The organism is Rhodococcus sp. ABRD24, assembly GCF_004328705.1.
Taxonomy (GTDB): Bacteria; Actinomycetota; Actinomycetes; order Mycobacteriales; family Mycobacteriaceae; genus Prescottella.
In genome coordinates this window covers 4,222,164-4,243,495 of the sequence record NZ_CP035319.1, presented here as the reverse complement: position 1 = coordinate 4,243,495, position 21,332 = coordinate 4,222,164, and the positions used below count along the sequence as shown (strand labels likewise).

The following is a 21,332-nucleotide window of genomic DNA, read 5'->3' as shown; positions in this document are numbered from 1 at the left end:
CCCTCCGAGTTCAGTGGATTACGCAGTGGGGAATTAGCCTTTTCATCATGGCAGCTGTGAACAAGGTATTCGCAGCCAGGCTGGCCGGCCTGGTAGTTCTCGGACCGGACGGCGAATCGATCGGACGGGTACGCGATGTGGTTCTCATGATCCGCGTCGGCCGGCAACCACCACGCGTGCTGGGTCTGGTCGTCGAGATGTTCACGCGCAAGAGAATTTTCGTACCGATGCTGCGGGTCACCGCGATCGAGCCCGCCTCGGTCACACTCACGACCGGCAACGTGAGTCTGCGCCGGTTCAACCAGCGCCCCACCGAAATTCTCGCGCTCGCCCAGGTCCTCGACTCCCGCGTCCAGATCGACGATCCGGAGGTCATCGATGCGATCGGAACCGACGTGGTCGTCGTCGATCTCGGGATCGAACTGACCCGCACCCGGGACTGGGTGCTCTCCCGGGTCGCGGTACGCGCACAGCGAGGACGGCTCGGCCGCCGCTCCGCGATCCATGTAGTCGACTGGACCCACGTCCACGGGCTCACGCCCAGTGCGCTGGCAATGCCCGGTCAGGGCGTCGCGCAGCTGTTACTGCAGTTCGAGGGCATGCGCCCAGCCGACGTCGCGCACGCGATCAGGGAGCTACCGGAAAAACGCCGGCACGAGGTGGCCCTGGCACTCGACGACGAACGACTGGCCGACGTCGTCCAGGAGCTGCCGGCCGACGATCAGACGGATCTGCTGCTCCACCTCGAGGTGAAGCGCGCGGCCGACGTCCTCGAGGCGATGGATCCGGACGACGCCGCCGATCTGCTCGGCGAGCTGCCCGAGACAGAGGCCGAGTCACTGTTGCAGCTGATGGACCCGGAGGACTCGGCTCCGGTCCGGCGCCTGCTCGAGCACTCCCCGGACACGGCTGGCGGCCTGATGACGCCGTCGCCCGTCGTGCTGACCCCGTCCACCACGGTTGCCGAAGCACTGGCGCGGGCTCGCAACTCCGACCTGACGCCGGCACTGGCCAGCATGGTGTTCGTAGCCCGGCCACCCACCGCGACCCCCACCGGCCGGTATCTGGGGTGCGTCCACCTGCAACGCCTGCTGCGCGAGCCGCCCGCGAGCCTGGTCGGCGGTGTTCTCGACGACGACCTGCCCCGCCTCGATCCCGAGGACTCACTCGCGACCGTCACCCGCTACTTCGCCACTTACAACCTGGTGTGCGCACCCGTGGTGGACGACGAACACCACTTGCTGGGCGCCGTCACCGTGGACGATGTGCTCGATCATCTCCTGCCAGCCGACTGGCGTGAGGAAGGGTCGAACGATGAGTGACCTGACCGGCGGCCAGAAGGCCCGCCAGCGACTCGAGACGCCGCGGGGCACCCGCGGGCTACGGGTCCGTTTCGATGTCGAGGCCGTTGGGCGGGTGAGCGAGACGATCGCCCGCTTCCTGGGCACTGGCCGGTACCTGATGATTCAGACCGTCATCGTCATCGTGTGGATCGCGCTGAACATCTCCGCGGTGAGCCTGCAGTGGGATCCGTACCCGTTCATCCTGCTCAATCTCGCATTCTCCACCCAGGCCGCATACGCGGCCCCGCTGATCCTGCTGGCCCAGAACCGGCAGGAGAACCGGGACCGTGTCTCACTCGAGGAGGACCGGGCACGTGCGGAGCAGACCAAGGCGGACACCGAGTTCCTCGCCCGCGAACTGGCGGCCCTGCGCCTGGCGGTGGGTGAGGTAGCCACCCGCGACTATCTGCGTCGCGAACTCGACGACATCCGGCAGCTGCTCGACGGACGGGAGGCCGGCCCGGACGCCCCGGGCAGCGGAACATCCCCGAGACCCCGTCCAGGGCGCAAGTAATCCGGACGATCCCGCCCCGTGCCCCGGTTCTCCGGTCACGACCGGTCACCGATATGTAACGTGTGTCACATCACCGGAGGATGTACCTCACGGAAGCCCGGTTCGAATGTGGATGCAGGTCCGCCTGCAAGAGGGGGTAGTCGAGTGCGCGTGCGTGGAGTTGTCGGAGTGTCCGCCCTCGTGCTCGCCGGATTCGTGACTGCAGCGTCCTCCGCGGGTGGCGTGTTCAGCACTCCCCCAGCAGAGCCCGCATCCGCGGCCGCAACCCACCCGCTTCCGGCACAGGACCCGCCCGCCGCGCAGGCCGCTCTGATTCCCACCGTCGGGCTGATCCCGTCGGCGCCGCGGCCGGAGCGTCAGCTCCGCACGTCCAAGCCCGCCTCTGCGCAGGTGCCCCCCAGCCCGACCGGTGTGCTGCCGGGAGCCGCGCCGCGTTCGGTGCCGGTCCCCGCGATCGTCGGACCACTCGGCATCCCGGAGATCGTGCTGGGCGCCTATCGCGCGGCCGAGCTCACGATGGCGAGCAGTCAGCCAGGCTGCGGCCTGCAATGGAACCTGCTCGCGGGGATCGGACGCATCGAGTCCGGGCATGCTGGCGGCGGGCAGACCGACACCGCCGGCACCACCATCACACCGATCCTGGGCCCCACCCTCAACGGCCACCTCGCCGGCAACGAGATCATCACCGACACCGATCGCGGCGTGATCGACGGTGACCCGGTCCATGACCGCGCCGTGGGTCCGATGCAGTTCATTCCGAGTACCTGGGCGAGGTACGCCGTGGACGGAAACGGTGACGGCGTCGCGAATCCGAACAACGTGTTCGACTCATCATTGGCCGCAGCAAGCTACCTGTGCTCCGGCGGGCTCGATCTGCGTGACCCTGCCCAGGAGATGCGGGCCGTGCTCCGCTACAACAACTCGGCGGCCTACGCGGCGAACGTGATCGGTTGGTCCGCCGGGTACCGGGCGGGCGGTACGGCCGCTCCGGCAGTGCCGGTCACTCCGATCCCGCCGCAACGCCTCGTCGATGCCGAGGGTGAGGCCACAACCCCCACGCCTCCCATGCCCCCCACGACCGTGCCGCCGACACCGGAACCCGGTCAGCCGCCTGCAATACCGGCTCCTGCGGCGGTCCCGGCGCCCATGCCCGTTCCGGTTATCCCGGGGCTGCCACCGCTACCGTGTCTCGTCTTCTGCCCGCCGCCCGCGCCGGCACCGGCACCGGCGCCCGGACCCGCAGCGTGAGAACGCCGGGTCCGGCCGACCTGCCGCGTAACCAGTGATACTGCGCCGCCTACCATGGTGGGCATGGCAGCCCTGAGCGAGACCGCCGTCCGCACCGCACTGTCCCGCGTGCAGGACCCCGAGATTCGCAAACCCATCACCGAACTCGGGATGGTCAAGAGCATCGAGATCGGCGACGACGGCAGTGTCGACATCGGCATCTACCTCACCACTGCGGGCTGCCCGCTGCGAACCGAGATCACCGAACGTGTGACCAAGGCCGTCGCAGATGTCGAAGGCGCGGGCGCCATTCGCGTCGAACTCGACGTCATGAACGACGAACAGCGCACCGAACTGCGTCGCTCGCTGCGTGGCGACTCCACCGAGCCGGTGATCCCGTTCGCCCAGCCCGGCTCGCTCACCCGCGTGTACGCGGTGGCATCCGGCAAGGGTGGCGTCGGAAAGTCCAGCGTCACAGTCAACCTCGCCGCCGCGATGGCAGCGAAGGGCCTGTCGGTGGGCGTGCTCGACGCCGATATCTACGGCCATTCCGTGCCCCGCATGCTCGGCACCGATGCCAAACCCACGCAGGTCGAGCGGATGATCATGCCGCCGCAGGCACACGATGTGAAGCTCATCTCGATCGCGCAGTTCACCCAGGGCAATACTCCGGTCGTCTGGCGCGGGCCGATGCTGCACCGCGCGCTGCAGCAGTTCCTCGCCGATGTCTTCTGGGGCGATCTGGACGTGCTCTTGCTGGACCTTCCGCCCGGCACCGGCGACGTCGCAATCTCGGTGGCCCAGCTGATCCCGGGTGCCGAGATCCTCGTCGTCACCACGCCGCAGCAGGCGGCCGCCGAGGTCGCCGAGCGCGCCGGCGCGATCGCTCTACAGACCCGCCAGCGTATCGCCGGCGTGGTCGAGAACATGTCCTGGATGGAACTGCCCGACGGCACCCGCATGGAGGTTTTCGGTTCCGGCGGCGGTCAGGCCGTCGCGGATCGCCTCACCAAGGCCGTCGGGGCGAGCGTGCCGCTGCTGGGCCAGATTCCGCTCGAGCAGGCCGTCCGTGAAGGTGGCGACGCGGGCCTGCCGATCGTCCTGAGCGCCCCGGACTCCCCAGCCGGAACGGTGCTCCGCGAGATCGCGGACAAGCTCTCCGTCCGCGCCCGCGGGCTGGCCGGCATGTCCCTGGGTATCGACACCACCCGGCACCTGTAGAACCCCGCATCGATCGCCACCACACCAGGCAAGCCGGAACGGCCCTTTCCGACCGGAGGACCGGCCCAGGCGCCCTCATCCGTCGGGTGGAGATCTCCGACCGAGGAGGAATCTCCTTGTGCAACACCGTCTCCCCACCCCCACCCGTGGGCGTCCCAGTTCGCGCGCTGACAGCCCTCGCGGCCATCGCTGCCGCCCTCGTCGGCGCTCTCTTCGTGGCCCCGAGCGGGTTGGCGGCGAGCGCTCCGGGCAGTGGCCACTTCGATGGGGAGCACATCGCCGGAGCCTTCCGTGAGGCGTTCGTCGGATACTGGAGTTTCGGCGCCGGGGATTTCTCGCCGGATCTGGAAAGCGTCGTCGACTACTGGTTTCGCTTCCACGCCGTCAAGGCCGTGATTGCTGCGATCTTGCTGGCCGTCGTCGTCGCGCTCGGCAATCTTCTCTGGAAGTCCTACCTGCAGGCCAGCGGTCTCGGAGCGGTGAGGAGAGTCGCCCTCGCGACGGGAGGTGTACTCGCCTCGATACTCGCGCTGTTCTCCTTGTTGGTGGTGACGGCCAACGTCCAGGGCGCTGCGGCGCCCTTCTCGTCGCTGTTTCCGATGCTGCCGGTCGGCGAAGACAAGGGGGATCTCGGCGATTCGCTCGGCCAGGTGAGGCAGCAACTGGCGGCCGGTAGCCACACCTCTCCTGCCCTCGACGCGATGATCAACGACTTTTCTCGATATCACGCGGCCATGGCGGTGATCTCTGTGATTGTGGCAGCCACCCTCATCGGTACGAGCGTGCTCTTGTGGAGGCGATTTGCGAGAACGGGGCTGTCCGACCGGTCGACGCGCCGCGTGCTGGGTTCGTTCGGTGTCCTATCGGCGTTGCTGTCGCTCGCCGCCGTTGTTGTTGCGGTGGCGAACACCACCACCGCCGCGAACCCGGTGCCAGCACTCTCGACCTTCTTCGGTGGCGGACTGCTCTGAATCGCAGCGGGTTCGCCACCACCCCCGCCGATAGCCCGCCCGGGTGAGATCTGGTCCCTATGTGGCGTCCGGGTCGACCGGCGGACGCTCGTTCGCCGCGAGCGGCGGGGACGAGGGCACCGATTTCGGTATCGAGGAGTTGTTCGGGGACCCGTTGGCGAACGGCTTGCCATCGAAGGTTCCGCTGATGACCGAGTCGTCACCGTCGAGCAGGTGCTTGGTGATGACTGCGCGCGGCGTCATCCCCCGCAGCTGGTTCAGATCGGCGAGCGGCTTGCGGAGATCGTCGAACTCCGGACCCAGCTCGTCCTTGAGTTGCTGGCTCGCGCCGGAGGCGTACTCGCGCACCTGCCGAAGGCTCTTGGTGACCCAGCTGACCGCGCCGGGCAGCCGCTCGGGTCCGAGGATGACGAGCGCTGCGATGAGGAGCACCATGAACTCGCCCCAGCCGATGTTGCCAAACACGGGTTCAGCGTACGTGCCCGAGGCGAGTATCGCTCGGACGATCCGCAAAAATCACAGAGTGGACAGAATTCGTCAGTCCGACGTGGGCGTCACTTGGACGTCCACGGGCCGGCCGGAGCGAATCAGCTGCACCGTGACCGGCGCCCCGACCTTCTGGTCGTGCACCGCGACAACCAGCTCGTCCGCGCTGCTCACGGATCGGTCGCCGACCTTGACGATCACATCGCCCTCGGCGACACCCGCCTTCTGCGCGGGGCTGCCGGACTGAACGTTCGCGACCTCGGCGCCGCTGGTCACATCGTTGATGACGGTCCGAGCGTTCACCCCGATCTCGGGGTGGTGCATGACACCGTTCCGGATCAACTCCTGCGCGACGGCTGTGACGTCGTCGATCGGAATCGCGAACCCGAGTCCCACCGAGCCGCCGCTCTCGGACCGGATCGCCGAGTTGATGCCGATGACCCTGCCCTCCATGTCGACCAGAGGGCCGCCCGAGTTGCCGGGGTTGATCGCGGCGTCGGTCTGGACCGCGTCGATCACCGCGTCGGTGTCCGTCCCCTCGCCGGTCAGGCGCACCGGCCGATTCAGGGCGCTGACGATGCCCCGGGTAACAGTCTTGTTGAGGCCCAGCGGGGACCCGACAGCGACGACGTCCTGACCGACCCGCACGTCGGCCGAGCTGCCGAGTTGCGCGACCGTCAGATTGTCGACCTCGGTCTCGAGGACCGCCAGGTCGGTCTTGGTGTCACGGCCGACAATCCGTGCGGGCACCTTGGTGCCGTCGGAAAACGTCACCCTGATCGTGGCGGCGTCCGGCTTCGCCGCCGCCATCGAGATCACGTGATTGTTGGTGACGATGTAGCCCGCACCGTCGACGACGACACCGGAACCGGTCCCGGACTGCTCCCCGAGCGCCACCTGAACCGACACGACAGCCGGGAGCACCGCGCCTGCGACGGCGGCGATCTGTCCCTGCGGTGCATCGACGTCGCCGCCGGACTGCGACAGCGTCACCCGCTCGCTCGTGAGCGCGCCGCGGTCCGAGGTGACGGCGCTCCCGACGAGACCGCCCACCAGTCCGATGACGAGTGCGAGCGCACCCAGGGTCGCCAGCGCCTTAGGTGCGATGCGTTCGCCGAAGAGCACGTCACGCACGCCCAGTTTGGGGGCAGCCGGTAGGGGCACGGGACCTTCGGGGCGCTCGGCGGGGGCGCCCAGCCGGGCCGGGGCAGCTGGATCACGCCACGGATCGGCAGGGACATCGGCCTCAGCGGCATCGATGGTTACGGGTTCAGGACCGCGCTGGAGCGAGTCCGGCTCGCCGTCCGGGCGACCGAAGGCCTCCGCGAGAACCGCGTCGGGCGAGCCCACACGCACCTGCGGGCGCCCGCTGCCGACGGCAGTCGGTTCGAACGATCCGTCGACGCCGCGTGGGCGGCCGAACGCGTGCTGCGATGCGTGATCGATATGGGGGCGGTAGACCGGGCGGGGCGCGAGCCGTGGCGCCTCGGGGCGATCGTCCGGGCCCGGATGCGGGGTGCCGCCATTCGGCGTCGCCGGTGTGGTCGAGTCATCCGTCACGCGCGCATGTCCCCCTCGTCTGCGTCAATCACGCAAGCCAGTATCACCGATGGGATGCCCGGACCGTCCGCGGCGCCGTCAGTGGCGCCGACGGAACGGCCAGCGACGAGCCAGCTCACTGTTGCGGTCGACGGAGATGATGCCGGGTGCGGAATCGACGGGCGCAGGGTCCGGCTCCGCGGGGTGGCAGCGCGGAATCTGGCTGAGCAGGCCGAGCAGGGAACTCGGCATCGATACCTCGCCCGCATGCCGCAAAGCGATTCGGGCCTGCTGCTGAGCATCGACTTCTGCCGCGCATTCCGGGCACAGCGCTAGATGCTGGGAGGCGCGGAGGTAGGCGTTCATTCGAAGCTCGCCGTCCACGTAGGCCGCCATCGCCTCGCTCGCCAAGTGCTCAGTCGAGCCGAACTGACGAGGTCTGCGCGCCTGCGTCATCAAACCCTCCTGATAGCTACCCGACACCGATCTGATCGGATTCAACCTTCCCATTTGCCGCGAGGTGCTCGCGCAGCGCTTGCCGTCCTCGATGGATGCGGCTGCGCACGGTACCCAGCTTCACGCCCAGTGTCGCACCGATCTCCTCGTAAGACAGGCCTTCGATGTCACACAGTACGACTGCGGCGCGGAACTCCGGCGCCAGTGAGTCCAATGCGGTCTGCAGATCGGGGGCCAGGCGAGCGTCGTGGTAGATCTGCTCAGGGTTGGGCGAGTCGGAGGGCACGCGGTCGTAGTCCTCCGGCAGCGCTTCCATCCGGATGCGGTTGCGGCGGCGAACCATGTCCAGGAACAGGTTGGTGGTGATGCGGTGCAACCATCCCTCGAAGGTGCCGGGCTGGTAGTTCTGCAACGAGCGGAAGACCCGGATGAATGTGTCCTGGGTGAGATCCTCGGCATCCTGGGCGTCGCCGGAGAGCCGGTAAGCGAGGCGGTAGACACGATCGCCGTGCTCGCGGACCAACTCGTCCCACGAGGGCATCGCGGACTTGTCGCCGGTGGCGTCGAACACAGCGGTGCCCGAGAGGTCGTTCAGATCCGATGTTGCGTCGCCCATGCCGAGTTCGGACACACCTGTTGCTGTGCCCGCCGAGACGAAGCTGTGGGGGGTTTCGGTGAGTGTGCGATCGGCATTCATCATGTGGATGGGTGGATCCTCCTACTCAGGACCGCGAACCGCGACAGATGCGGTATTCGAGGGATTCAACTCCCGAGCCTGCGGAATTGTTCCCTCGCTCCGTTCCCATCGCGATCTTCACGCCGTGCGGTCTACTCCTCCGGCGTTGCAATCACCCTCTCGCATCGCGATATGGACGGAATATGAGCAACCTGAGCGGGGCCTGAGAATTTCGCCACGAGCGAGCCTGGCGATCTCTACGGCGGAGCAAGGATAGCCTCTAGATCGTGCACACGAATGCCGAACGGATTCTCACCCACGCAGAGGACACGATCCTCGAGGACGAGGTGCTCGCCGCTGCACGAGACAGTGCCTCGGATCTCGGCGCCGCCCCGGTGCCGCCACCGGTCGGCGCCGCACTGGCCCTGTTCGCCAAGATGCTCGATGCGAAGACCGTGGTGGAGGTCGGTACCGGAGCCGGCGTGAGCGGCCTGTGGTTACTCCGCGGGATGCGCGAAGACGGCGTCCTCACCACGATCGACAGCGAGCCCGAGCACCAGCGCGCGGCAAAGCAGGCGTTCCGGTTCGCCGGCGTCGCCCCGTCACGCACCCGGCTGATCAACGGCCGAGCCCTGGACGTGCTTCCCCGGCTCGCCGACTCGGCGTACGACCTGGTGTTCGTCGACAGCTCCCCCACCGACCATCCGCACTACGTCCGCGAGGGTGTGCGGCTGCTGCGACCCGGGGGTGTGATCGTGCTGCACAACGCGCTGCTCGGTGGACGCGTCCCGGACCCGACGCAGCGGGATGCCGCCACGGTCGCGGTACGGGAGGCTGCTCGGGCTGTCGCCGACGACGATCGGCTCATGCGCGTGCTGCTCCCGGTGGGCGACGGACTGCTCTGCGCCGCCAGGATCTGACGCCTAGATCCACACACCCTTGCCGATCGCGACGACACCGCCGTTGCTGACGGCAAAGCGCTGCCGGTCGCGCTCGAGGTCGACGCCGATGATCTCGCCCTCCCCCACGACGACGTTCTTGTCGAGGATCGCGCGCCGCACCACGGCACCCTTGCCCACCCGCACGCCGGGCATCAGGACGCTGCCCTCGACGGTCGCGCCGTCCTCGACCATCACGTTGGAACTGAGCACCGAATTACGAACCGTGGCCGCGGACAGGATCGAGCCCGCGCCGACGACGGACTCCTGCGCCAGGCCGCCCTTGACGAACTTCGCGGGCGCCAGGTTCTCGGCACCTCCCCGGATGGGCCAGCGCCGGTTGTAGAGGTTGAACACCGGGTGCACCGACACCAGATCCATGTGCGCGTCATAGAAGGCGTCGATGGTGCCGACGTCGCGCCAGTACCCCCGATCGCGGTCGGTGGCACCGGGAACGATGTTGTTCTTGAAGTCGTAGACGGACGCAATCCCCGCATCGACCAGCGCGGGAATGATGTCGCCACCCATGTCGTGGTCCGAGTCGGAATTCTCGGAATCGGCACGGATCGCGTCGACGAGAACCTTCGTGGTGAACACATAGTTACCCATCGACGCGAACGTGACGTTCGGATCGTCCGGAGTGCCCGGCGGGTGGGCAGGCTTCTCCAGGAACTGGGTGATCCTTCCCGACTCGTCACTGTCGATGCAGCCGAAGGCGAACGCCTCACTGCGCGGCACCCGGATGCCAGCGACGGTGACGCCGGCGCCCGAGTCGATGTGATGCTGCACCATCTGCTCGGGGTCCATCCGGTACACATGGTCGGCACCGAACACGACGATGTACTCCGGGTCCTCGTCGTACACCAGATTCAGAGACTGGAAGATCGCATCGGCGCTTCCGGTGTACCAACGTGGGCCGAGCCGCTGCTGCGCCGGGACGGGCGTGATGTATTCGCCCGCGAATCCCGACAGCCGCCAGGTCTGGGAAATGTGCCGATCCAAGGAATGCGACTTGTACTGGGTGAGCACGCAGATGCGGAGATAGCCCGCGTTGACCAGATTGCTGAGCACGAAGTCGATGAGCCGATAGGCCCCACCGAACGGGACGGCGGGCTTGGCGCGGTCGGCCGTCAGCGGGTACAGGCGCTTGCCCTCGCCGCCGGCGAGCACGATCCCGAGCACATGGGGCTGACTCCTCACACCAGTCAACCTATCCGCCGGTACCGACCGCCGCCAGCGAAGCCCCGGAACACGCGCCGGGACCCGGTGGCCCGAACCGGTTTCGGCGGTTAGGTTTAGCCCGTGCGCGTGGCAATGATGACGAGGGAGTACCCGCCGGAGGTCTACGGTGGCGCGGGAGTCCACGTGACCGAACTGGTAAGACACCTACAGCTGCTGTGCGATGTGGACGTGCACTGCATGGGTGCACCCCGTTCGGGCGCGACAGTGCACCGCCCCGATCCGGATCTGGCCGGAGCCAATCCCGCACTGAGCACCCTGTCCGCGGAACTGCGGATGGCGCACGCCGCGCTCGGCGCGCACATCGCTCACTCCCATACGTGGTACACCGGGTTGGCCGGACATCTGGCCGGCGCACTGTACGACATCCCGCACGTCGTCACCGCGCACTCGCTCGAGCCCCGCCGTCCGTGGAAGGCCGAGCAGCTCGGAAGCGGCTACCGCGTTTCGTCGTGGTCCGAACGTAATGCGATCGAGCATGCCGACGCCGTGATCGCGGTGAGTGCCGGGATGCGGGCTGACGTCCTCACCACGTATCCGGCGATCGACCCCGCACGGGTGCACGTGGTGCACAACGGGATCGACGCCGACGCGTGGCACCCCGGCCCGGTGGTGCCCGGCGCGGCGTCGGCGCTGTCCATGCGGGGAGTCGATCCAGACCGCCCGATCGCAGCGTTCGTCGGGCGGATCACCCGGCAGAAGGGGGTCGGACACCTCGTCGCCGCCGCGCACGAGTTCGCTCCCGAGATCCAGCTCGTGCTGTGCGCGGGCGCACCCGACACCGCCGAGATCGCCGCCGAGACCGAACGCGCCGTCGCGGAACTGTCCGCCCGACGCGGCAACGTGTTCTGGATCCGGGACATGCTGCCGACTCCGCAGGTTCGCGAAATCCTTTCCGCGGCGACGGTATTCGTGTGCCCGTCGGTCTATGAGCCGCTAGGTATCGTAAATCTCGAGGCGATGGCCTGCGAGACCGCAGTGGTGGCCTCCGACGTCGGCGGCATCCCCGAAGTAGTCCAGGACGGCGTCACCGGCCGTCTGGTCCACTACAACTCGTATGAACCGAAGGCGTTCGAGCACGCACTGGCGACGGCAGTGAACGAGGTAGCCTCCGACGCCGCGCTCGCGGGGGCAATGGGACGGGCCGGCCGTCTGCGAGCCACTACCGAGTTCTCGTGGGCTCGCGTCGCCGACCAGACGCTCGAGGTCTACCGCGAGGTACTCGGCCGTCGATAGGTCGACACGACCACCGATGCGGTGACCGAGAACGGTTCGGGCAGCGCCGCGATCGCCGTGGACCGCCCTTCTGTGGTCAGATGCCGAGCCGAGGGCCCCATGCCCACCAGGTTGTCGACGTCCCGATGCGACAGTGCCATCCGGAACTCGAGCCGCGTGCGGTGGACGCGTTCGAACCGCCCCGCCAGTGTCTCACCGAGCCGCTCAGTCTTGCGATCGTCGACACGCACCATCCCGAGCAGTTCCACCAGCTCGCCCAGATGCCGATCGGTAGGGGTCACGACGACCAGTACTCCGTCGTCGCACAGGACTCGGTCGATCTCGGCAGCGTTGCGCGGGGCGAAGATCGACAGCACGTGGGTGAGCACACGGTCGCGCACGGGAAGCTGTCGCCACACGTCGGCGACTACGGCCGCGGCTCGCGGGTGCGCACGGGCCAGTCGACGCGCTGCAGGCTTGGAGATGTCGAGTCCGATGCCCCGCGCAGACGGGAGCGCGTCGAGGACGCGAGCCAGATAGTGACCGGCGCCCGCACCGATCTCGAGGATTTGCGGATCCGCGCCGGTACCGCCGTCTCGACAGGCGACGGCAACCGCATCCAGGAGTGGGTCGAAGTGCCCCGCCTCGAGGAAATCACACCGGGCGGAAATCATCTCGGCACTGTCACCGGTGAACTTGCTCGCCGTACCGGTGAGCAGGGTGACGTAGCCCTGCCGGGCCACGTCGAAGCTGTGACCGCGGGCGCATACCAGCGCCCGGTCGATGAGATCAAGGCCGTCACCGCACTGCGGACACGAGAGGAGTCCACTCACCTCCGCAAGCATCGGTACCGTCGTACCCTTTCGATCGCCCCCGTTTGCCTGTCAGCTGCCGACAGGGACGGCCGGGCCGTCTCACCGTTGAAACTGGTGACCCGCCCCGGCCGACAAGCCGACTCGAGCTGCCCGAGCTAGCTGGTGACACCCTTGAGCTCGTCCCCCAAAGCTGCTGCTTCCTCAGGGGTGAGTTCGACGACCAGCCGTCCACCGCCCTCGAGTGGAACCCTCATGACGATTCCTCGTCCCTCTTTGGTTGCTTCGAGGGGACCGTCCCCGGTCCGGGGCTTCATGGCCGCCATCCTCTGCTCCCTCCACATCTGCGCCGTACTGCACCAGCGCCTCGGGTTACCGTCGCGCCCCGCCAGCACTTAGCGAGGCACTGTAGGACATTCTTCCCTATCGAGTAGGTTGCCGGGAAGCTGAGGCACAAAACCACCCGAATCAGACAGACTCAGCCGACGGGTTCGACCCAGCAGGAAGCGATGTGGTCGTCAACCATTCCGGTGGCCTGCATGAGCGCATATGCAGTGGTCGGGCCGACGAAACGAAAGCCGCGACGCTTGAGCTCACGTGCCATCGCGGTGGACTCCGGCGTGACCGCAGGCACCTCCTCGACACTCGTGAACCGCCGCGCGCGCCGCGCCGGAGCGAACGACCACAGCAGCGTTGAGAAATCGGTGCCCTCGAGTTCGAGAACCGCGCGCGCATTGGTGATCGCAGCCTCGATCTTCGCGCGGTTCCGCACAATCCGCGCATCGTCGAGCAATCGAGTGACATCGCCGGCGCCGAAGGCTGCCACTTTTTCCGGGACGAAGCCCGCGAACGCCTCCCGGAACGCCTCGCGCTTGCGCAGGATGGTGATCCACGACAGTCCGGACTGGAAGGCCTCTAGGCACACTCGCTCGAACAACTCGTCCCGACCGTACAGCGGCTGCCCCCACTCGAGATCGTGGTAGTCGCGGTAGGTTCGGGAACCGTCCCGGTCCACCGCCCAGGGACAGCGCGACCGCTCGCTCGTGGCCGGATGATCGTGTAACGCAGCGTCGTTCATTCGAGGTCCCCAGGCCGATCCGTCGGTGCGGGAACCGGAGGCCCGCCGCCGTCGCGCTCAGCCAATTGCGCACGCAACGAGTCGATCTCGCGCCCGAGACGATCGAGCGCCCAGTCCACCTCACCGGCCTTGTACCCGCGCAGCGTCTGCTGGAACCGCAACGACCGGACGTCGGATCCGGTGACTCCTCGGGCAGGCAGCACGGTGGCGGTGGTACCTGCTGGGAGCCTGGGCAGCTCCTCGCCGCGGCCGAACACAGTGCTCGCAACGAAGAACAGCAGGCCACCGACCAGCACCATGATCAGCAGGTACAGCAGGACCGTCAACATGACCCGATCTTGTCACGAAGCACCGACAGAAACTCCGCGGACGGGGTCAGGGGCGGATCGTGTTCATCGGCGGACGATCGGCGAGCGACACGTCGGTCCGGGCCGGGACGAACGAGTCGCCGTCGACACGAAATTGGGTCAGCCCGGCGCCGGTGTCCTCGACACCGCATCGGCGCAACATGGTGCCGATGATCTGCCGGCTCATCACACCCAGCTCCGACAGCGGCCGGTTCCGGTGCTTGCGAACACCCAGGTTGACCTGGCCGATAGCACCGAGGCCGAGCCGGTCGTAAGTGTCGAGCAGCAAGCCGATCTCGACGCCGTAACCAGGCGCGAACGGCACCGAGGACAACAGCTCGCGCGTGCCCGCGTACTCGCCGCCGAGCGGCTGCAGGACGCAGGTCAGTTCGGGTCGCAGCGCCGCGAGCATCGGACGTGCCACGAGTTCGGTGACCCGGCCGCCGCCGTTGGCGTCCTCGGTGCCGCTCACCCGCAGCGGGCGGCGGTAGTAGCCCTTGACGAGGTGGATGCCGTCCACGGTCAGCAGCGGACCGAGCAGCTTGGGGACGAAGGCCGGATCGGGCTCGACGAGATCGGAGTCCACGAACGCGATGAGGTCACCGGTTGTGGCGGCGATCGACCGCCACAACACCTCCCCCTTGCCGGGCACCGGGGGCATCCCTGGAACGGCGTCCTCGCGCCTGATCACGGTGGCGCCGGCGGCCGCAGCGCGTTCGGCCGTCGCGTCGCCGGAACCCGAGTCCAGGACGATCAGCTCGTCCACCAGCCCACCGAGCAGGGGGTGAATCGTGTCGACGACTCCCGCGACGGTCTTCTCCTCGTTGAGCGCCGGGAGCACCACCGAGACCGAGCGCCCGGCCTTGGCCTGCTCGAGCTCCGCGATGCTCCAGCAGGGGTGGTCCCAGCTGTTGGCCTCGGTCCAGGTTCGGGACGTTTCCGTGATACTCATGCCAACCCCCGTACGGTACGGACGGGCTGCCGGGTGCCCGCGATCGCTGCGACCATGTCGACCACCCGTCTGGTCGAGGCAACCTCGTGGACTCGGAACACGCGGGCGCCCCCGGCGGCCGCGAGCGCGGTCGCCGCGAGGGTCCCCTCCAACCTCTCGGCCAGTTCCACACCCAAAGTCTCCCCGATGAAGTCCTTGTTACTCAGCGCCATCAGCACTGGCCATCCGGTCTTAACGAGATCTTCCACGCGCCGCAACAATTCGAGCCCGTGGAAGGTGTTCTTGCCGAAATCGTGGGTGGGATCGATCAGGATCGAGTCCGCCCGCACACCCAGACGCCGGGCATGTTCGGCCGCCCGGACCACCTCGTCGGTCACCTCTGCGACCACGTCGGCATACCGGACGCGGTGCGGGCGGGTACGCGGCACCGCACCCCCTGTGTGCGAGCAGACGATCCCCGCGCCCAGTTCCGCCGCCACCTCCACCAGCTGAGGATCGGCCCCCGCCCACGTGTCGTTGATCAGGTCCGCGCCCTCGCCGCACGCCAGTCGCGCGACCTCGCTGCGCCACGTATCGACACTGATGATCACGTCCGGGTAGCGGGCCCGGATCGCCTCCACGAACGGCACCACCCGGCGGATCTCCTCGGTCGCGTCCACGACAGTTCCGGGCCCAGCCTTCACACCGCCGATGTCGACGAGATCGGCGCCCTCGGCCACCGCACGGTCGACGGCGGCCATCGCGGCCTCGTCGGTGAACGTTGCGCCGCGGTCGTAGAACGAGTCCGGGGTCCGGTTGACGATCGCCATTACCAGGGCACGATCGGTCGCGACCGGCTTGCCACACAATGTGGGCAGGACGCGGTCGGGCGCCGAGGTGTGAGCGGAGGCGGGGCGGGGTGCCATGCCCCCATAGTCGCATGAGCACGGCGCTGCTACGCCCCGGGAGCAGCCCCCTCGGCGACGTCACGTACATAGCCCTCGTAGGCGGGCCGGTAGCCGCCCCCGCGACCGGTGAGGACGTAGAGCGTATCGGCGGACACCGCGTAGCCCTCCTCTCGCAGTTCCACCTTGCGGCTCTTGAACGTCGAGGTCGTCTCCAGCGAGTCGACCACGCGGACGAACAGCGGAACCGCGTACGCGGGAAGCCGTGAGTAGAGGTCCTCCGCGAGACGCACACCGTCGACATCGTGCCCGGCTCGCACCGTGACCGCCGCCATCCCGGCCTTGCCGTCGGTACCGGGCACCGCGACGCCGTAGACGACGGACTGCTCGATCGCCGGATATGCGGACAGCGCCCCCTCCACCTCGGTCGTGGCGACGTTCTCGCCCTTCCACCGGAAGGTGTCGCCGAGGCGGTCGACGAACGCGACATGCATGTAACCCTGACTGCGGACAAGGTCACCGGTGTCGAACCAGCAGTCTCCGTCCGCGAATCCGCCTCGAACGAGCTTGGTTTCGGTGGCCTCGGGATCGGTATACCCATCGAACGGCGCCTGAGCGGTAACCTTCGACAGCAGTAACCCCACTTCGCCGGTCGGGACCCGGCGCAGCCGGCCGCGGGCGTCGCGCACGGCCCGGCCGGTCTCGTGATCGAACTCGACCACCGCATAGGGCAGCGGGCAGATCCCTGCGGTGCGTTCGACATTGAGCGCGTTGATGAATGCGATGTTGCACTCACTGGCTCCGTAGAACTCGGCGACCCGATCGATGCCGAACCTCTCGGTGAACTCGGTCCAGATCTCTGGACGCAGACCGTTGCCGACCATCAACCGGATTCGACTGTCTCGGTCTGTCGGCTTCGCCGGCTGGTTGAGCAGGTACCTGCACACCTCACCTATGTAGACGAAGGCGGTGGCCTGGTTGGCGTTCGCGTCGTCCCAGAAGCGAGTCGCGGAGAAGCTACGGCCGATTGCGAGTGCCGCGCCCGCCGAGAACACCGACGACAGCGACACCGTCAGCGCGTTGTTGTGGTAGAGCGGCAGCGGGCAGTACAGAGTGTCGCTGCGGCGCAGGCGCACCCCCATCGCACCGAGCCCGGACATGCTCTTGAGCCATCGGAAGTGGCTCATCAGGCTCGCCTTCGGCAGGCCCGTCGTCCCGGAGGTGAAGATGTAGAACGCCGGCTCCCTGGCCTGGATCTGTTCGCACACGACCGGATTCGACGCGTCGGCACCGACCGCCTGCCGGTCCAGCTCCTCCCCGCCCAGCACCACACCGGCGTGCGGCGCGGCGTCCAGCGATTCGATCGCATCGGCACATTCCTCCCCCACCACCAGAACGCGACTGTCGAGATGGGACAGGCTGTGCGCCAGCACATCTGCGCGCTGGTTGTGGTTGAGCATGCCCGCGGCCGCACCGAGCTTGACCGCGGCCAGCGTCACCAGCAAGGTTTCCGGCCGGTTCTTCATCAGGATCCCGACGACGTCCCCGCGCCGGACACCATGCCGCTTCAGGACATCGGCATACCGGTTGACCTGCGCGTTGGCGTCGCCGTAGCTGAGCGTGGCGCCCTCGAACCGGATGAACGCCCGGTCGGGCTGCCGCTGCGCCAACTGCTGGAAGACGCGTCCGATCGAGTCCCGCGCATCCGGCCGTCGGGTCAGCCCCAGCGCCCCGCGGGCGAGGCTCGGGATCTCGGTCACCATCCGCGGTAGTTGCAGCGCGAGCTGCCCGAGACTGATCGTCGAAGCGGCGGCGTCTGAGGTCATCGACATCCGTCCAATGCCGCCTCGACGTCACCGGTGACGATCAGTCGGTCCAGCGCCCGCTGAGCGACGAACCCCCCTCCGCGCAACCCCTCGAGCCAGTGCAGCAGTCCGCGGAAGTGATCGACAGGATCGAGCATCACCACCGGCTTCTCGTGCATGCCGAGATAACCGGCCGTCCACGTCTCGAACAGTTCCTCGAGTGTGCCGATGCCACCGGGCAACGTTATGAAGGCGTCGGCTCGGTCCTCCATGATGCGCTTGCGCTCACGCATCGTGTCGGTGACGATCAACTCGTCCGCATCTACGTCGGCAACCTCCTTGTGCACCAGCGCCTTCGGTATGACGCCGATGGTCCACGCCCCGGCCGTGCGCGCCGCCTCGGCGACTGCGCCCATCATCGAGACGTTGCCGCCGCCCGAGACCAGCTGCCAACCGCGTCGGCCGATCGCCGTGCCCACCTCCGCAGCGAGTGCGAGGTAGGACTCGTCCACCGGCCCCGACGCGCAATAGACGCAGATACTGCGCTTTTCCCCGCTCACAAGCCGTCCTCGTCTCCGAGCAGCGCCGCCTCGTCCACGCCCCGCTGCGAGTCGACGACGATCCGTACCGCTTCCTCGACGCTGTCGGTGACATGGATGAGGTCGGAGTCGCCCGGCGAGATCTTGCCGAAGTGCTCGAGGGTGTTTCGAACCCAGTCGATCAGCCCGCCCCAGAACTCGGTGCCCATCAACACGATCGGGAACCGAGTGATCTTTCGGGTCTGCACGAGAGTCAGCGCCTCGAACAGTTCGTCGAGTGTGCCGAAACCGCCGGGCAGGCAGATGAAGGCCTGCGAGTACTTCACGAACATCGTCTTGCGGGCGAAGAAGTACCGGAAGTTGATGCCCAGGTCTACCCATTCGTTGAGGCGCTGCTCGAACGGCAACTCGATCCCGAGCCCGATCGAGTAGCCGCCGGACTCGCTGGCCCCACGGTTCACGCCCTCCATCACGCCCGGTCCGCCGCCGGTGATGACCGCGTATCCGGCGGCTGTCAGCGCCTCCCCGAGTGCCCGCGCGTCCGCATACTCCGGCGTGCCCTCGCCGGTGCGCGCCGAGCCGAACACGGTGACAGCGCGCGGAACCTCGGCGAGTGCACCGAAGCCCTCGATGAACTCGCTCTGGATCCGCAGGACGCGCCACGGATCGGTGTGCACCCAGTCCGTGGGGCCTCGCTGGTCGAGAAGACGCTGATCGGTGGTCGTCGCCTCCACCTTGCGGTCACGCCGCAGCATGATCGGACCGCGGTGCTTCACCGATGAACTGCTGCGCCCGTCGGCGCCGGTCTTCGGGTCTGATGCCATGCGGGCAAGGCTATCGGTTACCCACCCGCTTGCCCGTCCCAGGCGACTACGCGCTCAGATACCCTCGCAGAACGCGCGCGACATCGGCGATCTGCGCGACCGGCACATGCTCGTCACGCTTGTGCGCAAGGTTCGGATCGCCCGGCCCGTAATTGACGGCGGGAATTCCGAGCGCAGAGAAGCGGGAGACATCGGTCCAGCCGTACTTGGCACGGAACTGCCCACCGGCAGCGTCGATCAACGCCGCGGCCGCGGGGTGTGCCAGGCCCGGTAGCGCCCCCGGAGAGCTGTCGGTGACCTCGAACCCGACTTCGAGGCCGCCCAGCGCCCTCGAATCGAACACCTCCCGCACATGCGCAATCGCCTCGTCGACGCTACGGTCCGGCGCGAACCGGAAGTTGACGTCCATCTCCGCGGCATCGGGCACCACGTTGCCCGCCACGCCGCCGGAGATCCGCACGGCCGACAGGCCCTCGCGGTACACGCAGCCGTCGATGTCCACGGACCGCGCCTCGTAGGACGACAGCCGCTCGAGAACGGGGGCGAACTTGTGAATCGCATTGTCGCCCAGCCACGACCGGGCCGAGTGGGCCCGCACACCCGAGGTGCTCAGCCGCACTCTGAGCGTGCCCTGGCAGCCCGCCTCGATGAGGCCACCGGTGGGTTCGCCGAGGATCGCGACGTCGGCTTGCAGCCACTCCGGGAGTTCCCGTTCGATCCGGCCGAGTCCGTTGTACTGCGCGGCGATCTCCTCGCAGTCGTAGAACACCAGCGTCAGGTCGTGCGCAAGATCGGGGATCGTCGCCGCCAGGTGCAGGAACACCGCGTCCCCGGACTTCATGTCGACGGTGCCGCAGCCGTGCAGCAGGTCCCCGCGCTCGTCGTTCGTGCGACGGCTCGGGACATTGTCCGCGATCGGCACCGTGTCGAGGTGTCCGGCGAGCATCACCCGGCTCGGCAGCCCGCGGTTCGTCCGCGCGAGCACCGCGTTGCCGTTGCGAATCACCTCGAATCCAGACGTTTGCTCCCGCAGCGCGGACTCGACCACGTCGGCGATGACGGCCTCGTCGTGCGACACGCTCGGGATGTCGACGAGCGCGGCGGTGAGATCGATGGGGTTGGCGTGCAGATCGAGGATGCTCACGGGTTCCAGGTTAGGTGCCCAGGCTGGGTGCACTGTCCACCGCGGCACCCGACCGGTCGGAATACGCGGTCGGGATCACAATCGCCTCACCGCCCCGGACGGTCCGCTCGGGCTCGCGTAACCTGTGCACCCGTGAGTGCACACGGAGCATCTGCAGTAGGCGTCGCCAACGTGACCGAGTCGGGCACGGTCCTCGACACCTGGTACCCGGCCCCCGAGCTGGGCGAGCACGAGGAGAACGGAACCGTCGCGCTCGAGGGCACCGACATTCCGTCGGACCTAGCGCTGCTGGCCGGCCACGACGAGGCCCGCGAGGTCAAGCAGGTTGTGGTGCGCACGACGATCGCCGATCTGTCGGCGGCCCCCGTCGACGCGCATGACGCATATCTGCGTCTGCACCTGCTGTCGCATGGCCTGGTGGCCCCGCACGAGGTCAACCTCGACGGTGTCTTCGGGTTGCTCGCGAATGTCGTGTGGACCAACTACGGCCCGTGCGCGGTCGAGGGCTTCGAACTGGTTCGATCGCGCCTGCGCATCCGCGGCCAGGTCACCGTGTACAGCGTGGACAAGTTCCCGCGCATGGTCGACTATGTCGTCCCGTCGGGCGTCCGGATCGCCGACGCCGACCGTGTCCGCCTCGGTGCGCACCTGGCCAGCGGCACCACCGTCATGCACGAGGGCTTCGTCAACTTCAACGCCGGCACACTCGGCAGCTCGATGGTCGAGGGCCGCATCTCTGCTGGCGTCGTCGTCGGCAACGGCACCGACGTGGGCGGCGGCGCGTCGATCATGGGCACCCTGTCCGGTGGCGGTAAGCAGGTCATCTCCGTCGGCGAGCGGTGTCTGCTCGGCGCCAACGCGGGCCTCGGCATCTCGCTCGGCGACGACTGCGTCGTCGAGGCGGGCCTCTACATCACCGCCGGCACCAAGGTCACCGGTCCGGACGGCACCGTCGTCAAGGCCGCCGACCTCAGTGGCCAGTCGAACATCCTCTTCCGTCGCAACTCCGTCTCCGGCGCGGTCGAGGTGGTGCCGTGGAAGGGCACGGGCGTCGAACTGAACGCCGCACTGCACGCGAACGACTAGTGAGGGGCAGCGACGCCCCCGTCCGACTCGGGCACG

General features: G+C 67.9%; 23 protein-coding genes. 8 read left to right on the top strand and 15 right to left on the bottom strand.

Annotation, left to right across the window (positions count from 1 at the left end; translation table 11 throughout):
- Positions 1-47 precede the first annotated feature (47 nt).
- The 5 genes from ERC79_RS19015 (at position 48) to ERC79_RS18995 (ending at position 5,276) form a co-directional block, all read left to right on the top strand.
- The gene (locus ERC79_RS19015) at positions 48-1,322 is read left to right on the top strand and encodes a CBS domain-containing protein (protein ID WP_131579952.1); all 1,275 of its coding nucleotides are present in this window, start codon (positions 48-50) and stop codon (positions 1,320-1,322) included.
- Positions 1,315-1,857, top strand: a complete 543-nt coding sequence (locus ERC79_RS19010) for a DUF1003 domain-containing protein (protein ID WP_242676640.1) — start codon at positions 1,315-1,317, stop codon at positions 1,855-1,857. The genes ERC79_RS19015 and ERC79_RS19010 overlap by 8 nt, the downstream gene beginning before the upstream one ends.
- Positions 1,858-2,025: 168 nt before the next feature.
- A complete protein-coding gene (locus ERC79_RS19005) occupies positions 2,026-3,105 on the top strand; it encodes a lytic murein transglycosylase (RefSeq protein ID WP_347563575.1) in 1,080 nt (359 codons plus the stop codon).
- Positions 3,106-3,168: 63 nt separating this feature from the next.
- Positions 3,169-4,305: an Mrp/NBP35 family ATP-binding protein gene (locus ERC79_RS19000; protein WP_131579950.1), complete on the top strand. Its 1,137-nt coding sequence runs from the start codon at positions 3,169-3,171 to the stop codon at positions 4,303-4,305.
- Positions 4,306-4,421: 116 nt separating this feature from the next.
- The gene (locus tag ERC79_RS18995; protein WP_207390367.1) at positions 4,422-5,276 is read left to right on the top strand and encodes a hypothetical protein; all 855 of its coding nucleotides are present in this window, start codon (positions 4,422-4,424) and stop codon (positions 5,274-5,276) included.
- A gap of 57 nt (positions 5,277-5,333) precedes the next feature.
- On the opposite strand, the gene tatB is transcribed toward ERC79_RS18995, so the two are convergent.
- The 4 genes from tatB to sigE form a co-directional block, all read right to left on the bottom strand.
- Positions 5,334-5,741: a Sec-independent protein translocase protein TatB gene (gene tatB, locus ERC79_RS18990; protein ID WP_131579949.1), complete on the bottom strand. Its 408-nt coding sequence runs from the start codon at positions 5,739-5,741 to the stop codon at positions 5,334-5,336.
- A 72-nt stretch (positions 5,742-5,813) separates the two neighbouring features.
- Entirely contained in the window at positions 5,814-7,208 is a 1,395-nt protein-coding gene (locus tag ERC79_RS18985; RefSeq protein ID WP_242676911.1) for a trypsin-like peptidase domain-containing protein, read from the bottom strand.
- Between the two features lie 192 nt (positions 7,209-7,400).
- Positions 7,401-7,757, bottom strand: coding sequence for an RNA polymerase subunit sigma-70 (locus tag ERC79_RS18980; protein WP_131579947.1), 357 nt, complete (start codon positions 7,755-7,757; stop codon positions 7,401-7,403).
- A 16-nt stretch (positions 7,758-7,773) separates the two neighbouring features.
- Positions 7,774-8,373 carry an RNA polymerase sigma factor SigE gene (gene sigE / locus ERC79_RS18975; protein ID WP_131581332.1) on the bottom strand — a complete coding sequence of 200 codons (600 nt, stop codon included), beginning with the start codon at positions 8,371-8,373 and terminating at the stop codon, positions 7,774-7,776.
- A 347-nt stretch (positions 8,374-8,720) separates the two neighbouring features.
- Between sigE and ERC79_RS18970 the strand changes: the two genes are divergently transcribed.
- Entirely contained in the window at positions 8,721-9,353 is a 633-nt protein-coding gene (locus ERC79_RS18970) for an O-methyltransferase (RefSeq protein ID WP_131579946.1), read from the top strand.
- 3 nt (positions 9,354-9,356) lie between these two features.
- Here ERC79_RS18970 and glgC read toward each other — a convergent pair whose 3' ends face one another.
- The gene (gene glgC / locus ERC79_RS18965; protein ID WP_131579945.1) at positions 9,357-10,571 is read right to left on the bottom strand and encodes a glucose-1-phosphate adenylyltransferase; all 1,215 of its coding nucleotides are present in this window, start codon (positions 10,569-10,571) and stop codon (positions 9,357-9,359) included.
- 102 nt (positions 10,572-10,673) lie between these two features.
- Here glgC and glgA point away from each other — a divergent pair, with 102 nt between their 5' ends.
- Positions 10,674-11,846 carry a glycogen synthase gene (gene glgA, locus ERC79_RS18960; RefSeq protein WP_131579944.1) on the top strand — a complete coding sequence of 391 codons (1,173 nt, stop codon included), beginning with the start codon at positions 10,674-10,676 and terminating at the stop codon, positions 11,844-11,846.
- Here the strand turns inward: glgA and ERC79_RS18955 are convergent.
- The 10 genes from ERC79_RS18955 to dapE form a co-directional block, all read right to left on the bottom strand.
- Entirely contained in the window at positions 11,819-12,670 is an 852-nt protein-coding gene (locus ERC79_RS18955; protein ID WP_131579943.1) for a putative RNA methyltransferase, read from the bottom strand. The genes glgA and ERC79_RS18955 overlap by 28 nt on opposite strands.
- Before the next feature lie 125 nt (positions 12,671-12,795).
- On the bottom strand, positions 12,796-12,963 hold the full coding sequence (locus ERC79_RS18950) for a DUF3117 domain-containing protein (protein WP_003931055.1): 168 nt from the start codon (positions 12,961-12,963) through the stop codon (positions 12,796-12,798).
- 152 nt (positions 12,964-13,115) lie between these two features.
- Positions 13,116-13,715, bottom strand: coding sequence for a DNA-3-methyladenine glycosylase I (locus ERC79_RS18945; RefSeq protein ID WP_131579942.1), 600 nt, complete (start codon positions 13,713-13,715; stop codon positions 13,116-13,118).
- On the bottom strand, positions 13,712-14,044 hold the full coding sequence (locus ERC79_RS18940) for a DivIVA domain-containing protein (RefSeq protein WP_131579941.1): 333 nt from the start codon (positions 14,042-14,044) through the stop codon (positions 13,712-13,714). Before ERC79_RS18940 ends, ERC79_RS18945 begins: the two co-directional genes overlap by 4 nt.
- 46 nt (positions 14,045-14,090) lie before the next feature.
- Positions 14,091-15,014, bottom strand: coding sequence for a glucosyl-3-phosphoglycerate synthase (locus tag ERC79_RS18935; RefSeq protein WP_131579940.1), 924 nt, complete (start codon positions 15,012-15,014; stop codon positions 14,091-14,093).
- Positions 15,011-15,919 (bottom strand): dihydropteroate synthase, encoded by a 909-nt coding sequence (folP, locus tag ERC79_RS18930; protein WP_131579939.1) that lies wholly within the window; start codon positions 15,917-15,919, stop codon positions 15,011-15,013. Before folP ends, ERC79_RS18935 begins: the two co-directional genes overlap by 4 nt.
- Before the next feature lie 29 nt (positions 15,920-15,948).
- Positions 15,949-17,724: a long-chain-acyl-CoA synthetase gene (locus ERC79_RS18925; RefSeq protein WP_207390366.1), complete on the bottom strand. Its 1,776-nt coding sequence runs from the start codon at positions 17,722-17,724 to the stop codon at positions 15,949-15,951.
- Complete coding sequence (locus tag ERC79_RS18920; protein ID WP_131579937.1) at positions 17,721-18,263, bottom strand: TIGR00730 family Rossman fold protein; 543 nt, start codon at positions 18,261-18,263, stop codon at positions 17,721-17,723. The genes ERC79_RS18925 and ERC79_RS18920 overlap by 4 nt, the downstream gene beginning before the upstream one ends.
- Positions 18,260-18,997 carry a TIGR00730 family Rossman fold protein gene (locus tag ERC79_RS18915; RefSeq protein ID WP_242676910.1) on the bottom strand — a complete coding sequence of 246 codons (738 nt, stop codon included), beginning with the start codon at positions 18,995-18,997 and terminating at the stop codon, positions 18,260-18,262. The genes ERC79_RS18920 and ERC79_RS18915 overlap by 4 nt, the downstream gene beginning before the upstream one ends.
- A gap of 115 nt (positions 18,998-19,112) precedes the next feature.
- Positions 19,113-20,210: a succinyl-diaminopimelate desuccinylase gene (dapE, locus tag ERC79_RS18910; RefSeq protein ID WP_131579935.1), complete on the bottom strand. Its 1,098-nt coding sequence runs from the start codon at positions 20,208-20,210 to the stop codon at positions 19,113-19,115.
- Between the two features lie 132 nt (positions 20,211-20,342).
- Here dapE and dapD point away from each other — a divergent pair, with 132 nt between their 5' ends.
- Positions 20,343-21,296, top strand: a complete 954-nt coding sequence (gene dapD, locus ERC79_RS18905) for a 2,3,4,5-tetrahydropyridine-2,6-dicarboxylate N-succinyltransferase (RefSeq protein WP_131579934.1) — start codon at positions 20,343-20,345, stop codon at positions 21,294-21,296.
- The last annotated feature ends 36 nt before the right edge of the window (positions 21,297-21,332 follow it).